Raw genomic sequence first — 7,129 nt, 5'->3', positions numbered from 1 at the left:
GCACCGACGCCTGCACCGACACCAGCTCCGACGCCAGCACCGACGCCTGCACCGACGCCTGCACCGACACCTGCACCGACGCCTGCACCGACACCTGCTCCGACACCCGCGCCGACGCCTGCGCCCACACCCGCTCCGACACCCGCTCCGACGCCTGCGCCGACGCCCGCCCCGACGCCCGCGCCCACACCCGCTCCGACACCTGCACCGACACCTGCACCGACACCTGCGCCGACGCCCGCGCCGACGCCGGCACCGACACCCGCCCCCACGCCCGCACCAACGCCGGCGCCGACCGCTGCACCAACCCCCGCACCCACCGCGACCGCGCCAAGCGCGCCCGTCGTTCAACCTCCCATCGGCAGTGGCGGCACCTTCGTGCCCCTGCTGATCGAATCGCCATTCGCGCTCGAGGCCGCACGGCAGACCTTCGTGAGCCTGCTCAATCTCACCGCCCCCGTCGCGACACCGTCGCAGGTCCTCAACGACAGGGAGCAGGACCGCGCGACCTCGGCCGCGCTTCTCACGCGCGTCATGGGCAACAAGGGCGACTCGGGCGATTCCGGCGACGCGATCCCGGTCCAGTGCGTCCGCTGACGGCCTAGAAAAGGCTGCCCTGCCCCGCCGCGGAGGGCGGCCGGAAGTCGCGCACGTGCAGTTCGACCCGCTCGCGGTTGAATCCCAGCCGCGTACACGCCCGCCTGAACCGCTGCCCCAGCAGATCGGCCCACGGACCGCTGCCCTTCATGCGCGTGGCGAAATCGGCGTCGTAGTCCTTGCCGCCGCGCATGTCCTGGATCCGCGCCATGACGCGCGCCGCCCGGTCGGGGTAATGCACCTCGAGCCACTCGCGAAACAGCGGCGCGACCTCCCAGGGCAGGCGAAGCACGTGATAGAACGCCGAGCGCGCGCCGGCGTCCCATGCGGCTTCGAGCACCTGCTCCATGTCGTCGTTCAGGAACGGGATCTGCGGCGCGAGGCTCACCCCGCACGGCACGCCGTGCTCCGCAAGCGTCTTCAGGATCCGCAAGCGGCGGTGCGGCGCGGCGGCGCGCGGCTCCAGCCGGCGCGCCAGCACCGGATCGAGCGTCGTGATCGTCACGTACACCGCCGCCAGATCCCGCGCCGCCATCGGCGCGATGAGATCGAGGTCGCGCTCGACGCCGCTCGATTTGGTGACGAGCGAAAACGGATGCAAGGTCTCGTGCATCAGTTCGATCACCGAGCGCGTAAGCCCGAGCTCGCGCTCGACGGGCTGGTAGCAATCGGTCGCGGTGCCGATGGCGATCATTTCCGGCCGGTACGCCCTGCGCGACAGCTCGTGGCGCATGACGGACGCGATGTTGCGCTTGGCGATGAGCTTCGTCTCGAAGTCCAGTCCCGGCGACATGTTGAGGTAGCTGTGCGTCGGCCGCGCATAGCAGTAGATGCAGCCGTGCTCGCAGCCGCGATACGGGTTGATCGACTTGCCGAAGTACACGTCGGGCGAATCGTTGGCGCCGATCACGCTGCGCGCGTCCTCGAACGTGACCTCGGTCGCGAGTTGCTCCGGCGCCAGCGCTTCGGACTCGACGGTGTCCCAGCCGTCGTCGAACACGGCCCGCGCCTGCGACTCGAAACGATGCGCCATGCGCGTGCTGGCGCCCCGGCCCTTGAGAGCCTGCAAAGGGATTCGGACTTCACCCATGACGTACTGTACTTCCATACAGTCTCCAGCGCCAGCCTGAGCAAAATGCTTAATGCCCAGACGCAATTCGCGTAGACCGCCAAAGCCCGGTCGTGTTCTGATCGGAAGACGATGATCGACGTGGACCTTTCCCTGCCTCCCGACGAACCCGGCGATGGCGAGGACCCGATCGGAGCCCCCGACGGGAAGACCATCGGCCTGGCGATGCAGGCGGAACTGCGGGACATGCAGGCCGAGGTCGCGTCGCTCAAGCGCCAGCTCGCGCGCAGCTGGCAGCAGCAGTCGCTCCTGTTCGCGACCCTGAACTCCACGGCCGACGGCGTCGTGGCCTTCCAGCACGGCGACGAGCAGCTCTTCTACAACAGCGCCTTCCTGCGCATGTGGAACCTGCCCGAGGAATCGATGGCCTCGCTGAATCGCGAAGCGATCCGCTCCCACATCGCGGCGCAGGTGGTCGACGAGGGGGACCTGAAGTCGCGGATCTCCAGCTACGACCCGCTGGCCGAGGACTTCGCGCTGGTCCACCTCAAGGATGGCCGGATCTTCGAGCGTCACGCGCGCGCGCAGGTCGTCGACGGGCGCAGCAACGGCCGCGTCGTCAACTACCGCGACGTCACCGAGCGCATGAAGGCCGAGACTCGCCTGAAGTTCAACCAGGTCGTGGTGGAGTCGTCCGGTCCGATGCTCTGGGTCGACAGCGCAGGCCTGCGCGTCCGTTACGCGAACCCCGCCGCCTGCGACCTCCTCGGCTACAGGGCCCAGGAGCTCGTCGGCATGGCGATGGACGATTTCGACGTGCATCTCACGCCCGAGCTGATCCAGCCCTTCACCGAGCAGCTGCGCAGCACGGGACGGCCGATGAGCTTCGAGACGAAGTTCCGCCGCAAAAGCGGCAGCGAGCGCAACGTCGATGCGACCGTGTCGCTCACGAACGACGGCGACCGCACGATCTACATCGTGAGCATCAAGGACATCACGGAGCAGAAGGCGCAGTCGCGCGAGCGCAGGCGGCAGCAGGCGCTGCTGTCCGCGCTCATCGACTCCATCCCGGACAACATCGTCTACCAGGACGCGGAGGGCTTCTACCTCGGCTGCAACCAGGCCTTCGCCGGCATGGTCGGGCTCGCGCCGGAGCAGGTGATCGGCCGCCGCGCGGCGGACCTCTTTTCTCCCGAGATCGCGGCGTCCATCGAGGCGCACGACCGCGAGATGATGCGCACGCTCGAGCGCCGGCCCGTCGAGGAATGGATCGCGCAGCCCGACGGCACGCGCGCGCTGATCGAGATCGTGCGAAGTCCGCTGCGCGACCTGCATGGCCGCGTGATCGGCCTGCTCGCGGTCGGGCGCAACATCACCAAGCGCAAGCAGGAGGAAGAGGAGTTGCGCCAGGCCAAGGAAGTGGCCGAGCAGGCGACGCGCATGAAGTCGGAATTCCTCGCCAACATGAGCCACGAGATCCGCACGCCGATGAACGCCATCATCGGCCTGTCGCATCTCGCGCTGAAAGGCTCGCTCGACGACACGCAGCGGGACTACATCGGCAAGGTGAACTCCTCGGGGCTGCACCTGCTCGGCATCATCAACGACATCCTCGACCTGTCGAAGGTGGAGGCGGGCAAGATGAACATCGAGGATTCGGCGTTCGAACTCGAGGGACTGCTCGAAAACGTGAGCAACCTGCTGGCCGAGAAGTGCGCCGACAAGGGCCTCGGCCTCGTGTTCGACGTCGCGCCGGACGTGCCGCGCACGCTCGTGGGCGACACGCTTCGCATCGGCCAGATCCTCGTCAACTACGCGAACAATGCGGTGAAGTACACCGAAACCGGCGAGGTGGTGGTGTCGGTGCGCACGCTCGAGACGGACGAGGGAACTTGCCTGCTGAAGTTCACGGTGAGCGACACCGGCATCGGCCTGAGCGCCGAGGAGATGTCGCGCTTGTTCCGCAGCTTCTCGCAGGCCGACTCGTCGACCACGCGGCGCTACGGCGGCACGGGACTCGGCCTCGCGATCTCGAAGAAGCTCGCGCACCTGATGGGCGGGGAGGTCGGCGTCGAAAGCCGCGTAGGCGAGGGAAGCAGGTTCTGGTTCACGGTGCGGGTCGGCGTGGCGCAGCCCCGGGCCGAAGCGCCGAAGCGGGTGGCCGCGGCGCCGTCCGCGCAACGCCCGGCGCGCATCCTGCTGGTGGAAGACAACGAGATCAACCAGCGCGTGGCCTGCGCGATGCTGCGCGGCGCCGGCCACCGGGTCGACGTCGCGAACGACGGCGAGGAAGGGGTGCGCATGGCGCTCGACGCCGACTACGACCTCGTGCTGATGGACATGCAGATGCCCGTGATGGACGGCGTGGCCGCGACGCGCGCGCTGCGCGGCCACGAGCGCTTCGCGAAGCTGCCCATCGTCGCGATGACGGCAAGCGCGATGAGCACCGACCGCGAACTGTGCGAGCAAGCGGGCATGGACGACTTCATCAGCAAGCCCATTCACCCCGACGAGTTGCTGCGCAAGGTCGCGCAGTGGGTGGCGCGCTGAATTACCGCAGCCGCGCGCGCGCTTCCTCGTACTCCCGCGCCAGCTTGTCGACAAAGGCGGCGGCAGGCATCACCTCGCGCACCGCGCCGATGCCCTGCCCGCAGCCCCAGATCTCCTTCCAGGCCTTGACCTTGGCACTCTCGCCGCCGCCGAAGCTCATCTTGCTGGGGTCGCTCTCGGGCAGGTTGTCGGGGTCGAGGCCGGCGTTGCGGATGCTCGGCTTCAGGTAGTTGCCGTGGACGCCGGTGAAGAGGTTCGAGTAGACGATGTCGTCGGAGTTCGAGTCGACGATGCACTGCTTGTACTCGTCGCTCGCCCGCGCTTCCTCGGTCGCGATGAACGCGGAGCCGATGTACGCGAGGTCCGCGCCCATGGCCTGCGCGGCCAGCACGGCGCCGCCGGTGGCGATGGCGCCCGACAGCGCGATGGGCCCGTCGAACCACGCGCGGATCTCCTGCACGAGCGCGAACGGGCTCTTGATGCCGGCATGGCCGCCCGCGCCGGCCGCGACCGCGATCAGGCCGTCGGCGCCCTTCTCGATGGCCTTGCGCGCGAACATGTCGTTGATGATGTCGTGCAGCACGATGCCGCCGTAGGAATGCACGGCATCGTTGACATCGGTGCGCGCGCCGAGCGAGGTGATGACGATCGGCACCTTGTACTTCACCACCATCGCCATGTCGTGCTCGAGCCTGTCGTTGCTCTTGTGGACGATCTGGTTGATGGCGAACGGCGCGGCGGGCCGCTCCGGGTGCGCGCGGTCGTACGCCGCGAGCGTCTCGGTGATCTCCTGCAGCCATTCCTCCAGCTGCTCGGCCGGCCGGGCGTTCAGCGCGGGCATCGCGCCGACGATGCCGGCCTGGCACTGCGCGATCACGAGCTTCGGATTGCTGATGATGAACAGCGGCGATCCGATGACGGGAATGCGCAGGTTCTGCAGGGCGGTCGGGAGTCTGGACATCTTCAGAAGGCCTCGAGTGGAAGTTGGGTGACGCTCTCGGCGCCTTCGACGATGCTGTCGCGCACGCCCGGCGCGCGCGACAGGATGTGCTCGGCATAGAAACGCGCGGTGGCGATCTTCGCGTGCATGAACTCGGCGTCCTCGCCTTTCGCCAGCAGGTCCTCGGCGGCGAGCAGCGCGCGCGCCATCTGCCAGCCGGCGACGACGTTGCCCGCGAGCATCAGATACGGCACCGAGCCCGCGAACACCGCGTTGGGCGAGGACTTGCCCTGCTGCACGACGAAGTCGACGACATCGACGAACGCCCGGCGCGCGGCCGCGAGCCGCTTCGCCACCGCGCGCGCGGCGTCGCTGCCGCGCTTTCCGAGTTCGGCTTCGGTCTTCTCGATCTGCGCCGCGATGGCGCGCGCGGTCTCGCCGCCGCCGCGGGAAGTCTTGCGGCCCACGAGGTCGTTGGCCTGGATCGCGGTGGTGCCCTCGTAGATCGTGAGGATCTTCGCATCGCGGTAGTACTGCGCCGCGCCCGTCTCCTCGATGAAGCCCATGCCGCCGTGGACCTGCACCCCGAGCGAGGTGACCTCCAGGCTCATCTCGGTGCTGTAGCCCTTCACGAGCGGCACCAGGTATTCGTAGAACGCCTGATTCTGCTTGCGCGCGTCGGCATCGGGATGATGATGCGCCGCGTCGTAGGCGGCGGCGGCCACCGTCGCCATCGCGCGGCAGCCTTCGGTCGACGCGCGCATCGTCATCAGCATGCGGCGCACGTCGGGGTGGTGGATGATGGGCGCGGGCCCGTCGACCGAGCCGTCGACCGGGCGCGACTGGACGCGATCGCGCGCATACGCCACGGCCTTCTGGTAGGCGCGCTCGGCGATCGCGATGCCCTGCACGCCAACGGCATAGCGCGCCGCGTTCATCATGATGAACATGTATTCGAGACCGCGGTTCTCCTGGCCCACGATGTAGCCCACGGCGCCGCCCTTGTCGCCGTACTGGAGCACCGCCGTGGGCGAGGCCTTGATGCCCAGCTTGTGCTCGATGCTCACGCAATGCACGTCGTTGCGCGCGCCCGGCGTACCATCCTCGTTCACGATGAACTTCGGCACGACGAACAGGCTGATGCCCTTCACGCCCTCGGGCGCGCCGGGGATGCGCGCGAGCACCAGGTGGACGATGTTGTCCGCCATGTCGTGCTCGCCGTAGGTGATGAAGATCTTGGTGCCGAAGACCCGGTACGTGCCGTCCGGCTGCGGCTCGGCGCGCGTGCGCACTTGTGCGAGGTCGCTGCCCGCCTGCGGCTCGGTGAGGTTCATCGTGCCGGTCCACTCGCCGGTCACGAGCTTGCCGAGGTAGTTCGCCTTCAGTTCATCGGAGCCCGCGGTGAGCAGCGCCTCGATCGCGCCGTCGGTCAGCAGCGGGCACAGGGCGAAGCTCAGGTTCGCGCTGTTGAGCATTTCGCCGCAGGCCGCGCCGATGGCCTTGGGCAAGCCCTGGCCGCCGAAGTCTTCGGGATGCTGCAAGCCCTGCCAGCCGCCCTCGGCGTACTGGCGATACGCCTCCTTGAAGCCGGGCGTCGTCTTCACTTCGCCGTTGCTCCAGGCCGAGGGGTTCCTGTCGCCTTCGACGTTGAGCGGCGCGACCACGCCCTCGTTGAAGCGGGCGCATTCCTCGAGCACCGCCTGCGCGGTGTCGAAGCCGGCTTCCTCGAAGCCGGGCATGCGGGCGATGTCGTCGATGCCGGCGAGGTGCCGGATGTCGAACAGCATGTCCTTCACGGGGGCGCGATACGTCATGGCGGCTCCTGGCGGGCGGGGCGGATCAGAGGGCCTTGACCAGCTCGGGCACGGCCGCGAACAGGTCGGCTTCGAGCCCGTAGTCGGCGATGCTGAAGATCGGCGCTTCCGCGTCCTTGTTGATCGCGACGATGACCTTGCTGTCCTTCATGCCGGCCA

The 7,129-nt window shown here is 68.4% G+C and carries 6 protein-coding genes and 1 pseudogene; 2 read left to right on the top strand and 5 right to left on the bottom strand.

Annotation, left to right across the window (positions count from 1 at the left end; genetic code table 11):
* The coding region (locus AB7E83_RS27910; protein WP_428574765.1) for a hypothetical protein at positions 1–283 on the bottom strand (283 nt) is incomplete at its 3' end.
* A 95-nt stretch (positions 284–378) separates the two neighbouring features.
* Here AB7E83_RS27910 and AB7E83_RS27905 point away from each other — a divergent pair.
* A complete protein-coding gene (locus tag AB7E83_RS27905; RefSeq protein ID WP_428574763.1) occupies positions 379–597 on the top strand; it encodes a hypothetical protein in 219 nt (72 codons plus the stop codon).
* Between the two features lie 4 nt (positions 598–601).
* Here AB7E83_RS27905 and AB7E83_RS27900 read toward each other — a convergent pair whose 3' ends face one another.
* Positions 602–1,687 carry a PA0069 family radical SAM protein gene (locus AB7E83_RS27900; RefSeq protein ID WP_428574767.1) on the bottom strand — a complete coding sequence of 362 codons (1,086 nt, stop codon included), beginning with the start codon at positions 1,685–1,687 and terminating at the stop codon, positions 602–604.
* Between the two features lie 111 nt (positions 1,688–1,798).
* On the opposite strand from AB7E83_RS27900, the gene AB7E83_RS27895 reads away from it, so the two are divergent.
* A complete protein-coding gene (locus tag AB7E83_RS27895) occupies positions 1,799–4,216 on the top strand; it encodes a PAS domain S-box protein (protein ID WP_428574761.1) in 2,418 nt (805 codons plus the stop codon).
* Position 4,217: 1 nt separating this feature from the next.
* On the opposite strand, the gene AB7E83_RS27890 is transcribed toward AB7E83_RS27895, so the two are convergent.
* The 3 genes and pseudogenes from AB7E83_RS27890 to AB7E83_RS27880 all read right to left on the bottom strand — a co-directional run.
* Positions 4,218–5,177 (bottom strand): NAD(P)H-dependent flavin oxidoreductase, encoded by a 960-nt coding sequence (locus AB7E83_RS27890; RefSeq protein WP_428574759.1) that lies wholly within the window; start codon positions 5,175–5,177, stop codon positions 4,218–4,220.
* A 2-nt stretch (positions 5,178–5,179) separates the two neighbouring features.
* The gene (locus AB7E83_RS27885) at positions 5,180–6,970 is read right to left on the bottom strand and encodes an acyl-CoA dehydrogenase (protein WP_428574757.1); all 1,791 of its coding nucleotides are present in this window, start codon (positions 6,968–6,970) and stop codon (positions 5,180–5,182) included.
* Positions 6,971–6,995: 25 nt separating this feature from the next.
* A pseudogene (locus tag AB7E83_RS27880) lies at positions 6,996–7,129 on the bottom strand (electron transfer flavoprotein subunit alpha/FixB family protein); the annotation flags it as partial.

It is taken from the genome of Ramlibacter sp. (assembly GCF_050250995.1).
Lineage (GTDB): Bacteria > Pseudomonadota > Gammaproteobacteria > Burkholderiales > Burkholderiaceae_C > Ramlibacter.
Note: the sequence above shows the minus strand (reverse complement) of the source record. Positions and strands in the feature narration are given on the sequence as shown.